The organism is Dietzia sp. DQ12-76, from assembly GCF_014145045.1.
Taxonomy (GTDB): domain Bacteria; phylum Actinomycetota; class Actinomycetes; order Mycobacteriales; family Mycobacteriaceae; genus Dietzia.
Map to the genome: position 1 here is coordinate 1 of NZ_JAALDV010000445.1, position 1,089 is coordinate 1,089.

Annotated in this window: 2 protein-coding genes; one reads left to right on the forward strand and one right to left on the reverse strand. The window is 70.9% G+C overall.

Translation table 11 applies throughout. The features are described 5' to 3' along the window. Positions 1-225 (reverse strand): 2-oxo-4-hydroxy-4-carboxy-5-ureidoimidazoline decarboxylase (locus G6019_RS14435; protein WP_375539770.1); only part of this gene is annotated, 225 nt, incomplete at its 3' end. Positions 226-712: 487 nt separating this feature from the next. Between G6019_RS14435 and G6019_RS14440 the strand changes: the two genes are divergently transcribed. Beyond that, on the forward strand, positions 713-1,033 hold the full coding sequence (locus G6019_RS14440) for an urease subunit gamma (protein WP_017837974.1): 321 nt from the start codon (positions 713-715) through the stop codon (positions 1,031-1,033). Positions 1,034-1,089: the final 56 nt, after the last annotated feature.

Sequence of the window (1,089 nt, forward strand, 5' to 3'; positions counted from 1 at the left end):
CGCGGACAGCACCTCGGCGTCGCTCTGCCCGGCGAGCACCCGTCGGGCCGCGGAGTGCAGGGCCGCGCGCGAGCGGTATGGCCGACCGTCCAGTACCGCCCGTGCCCATTCGGCAGATCCCGACAGCTCCGTGAGCACGGGCAGCAGGTTGTCCGCGGGGGCGGTGTCGAAGTCACCCACGGCGGGGTCGTCGGTCGCGGTCGTCCCGGCGATGTTCTGGGGCATCGATTCATGATGGCAGTGGGCGGGAGGCGGAGCGATGGCGACGCGGGAGTCGTAACGTGCCGTAACAATCGGCCGCCGAACCAGTGGTCGGGCGCGGCCGGTGCTGCCGGACGGGCCCTCGCCGGGTGCGCTGCCCTGTGACCAGCGGTGCCCTGCTCGCCCTCTGCAGGGCGCCACAGGACAGAGGGCTGGTGTGGTGGAGGGCTGGTGTGCTGGGGCAGGCACGGGGCGGGTGTTCAGACGGCGCCGGAGTCCGGATGATCCCGTGTTTGGATCGCGCGGCGCGAACCAGTGGAGGGACACGGTCCGTGACCTGCGGTGCCCTGCTCGCGCCGTTCAGGGCACCGCAGGTCAGGGACGTTCAGGCGCTCGGCGACAGGGGTGGGAGCGGTCCTCGGCAGCGGTGTTACACGGCCGACACACGGTGGTATTAGCGTGATCGACACGCCCCGGCGCGCCGACGCTCCGAGCACGAGAGGACCCGCCGATGAAGCTCACCCCCCGCGAACTGGACAAACTCACCCTGTTCACCGCGGCGGAGGTGGCCCGCCGGAGACTCGACCGCGGCGTGCTGCTCAATGTCCCGGAGGCCACCGCGCTCATCTCGTGGGAGATCGTCGAGCACGCCCGCGACGGACGCACCGTCGCCGAGTGCATGGACCTGGGGCGTCGGGTCCTGGACGCCGGGCAGGTCATGGCCGGGGTGGTGGAGCGGCTACCGATGATCCAGGTCGAGGCCACCTTCCCCGACGGTTCCAAATTGGTGACCGTCCACGATCCCGTCGGCCCGGTGGAGCAGCAAGCATGACCGCCCGCGCCACGGTGTACGACCATGGAGCTGTGCACGACCATGGACCTGTGCAC

Excerpts from the sequence above, each read along its gene's own strand:
- G6019_RS14440 (WP_017837974.1), top strand. The coding sequence starts at position 713 with ATGAAGCTCACCCCCCGCGAACTGGACAAACTCACCCTGTTCACCGCG.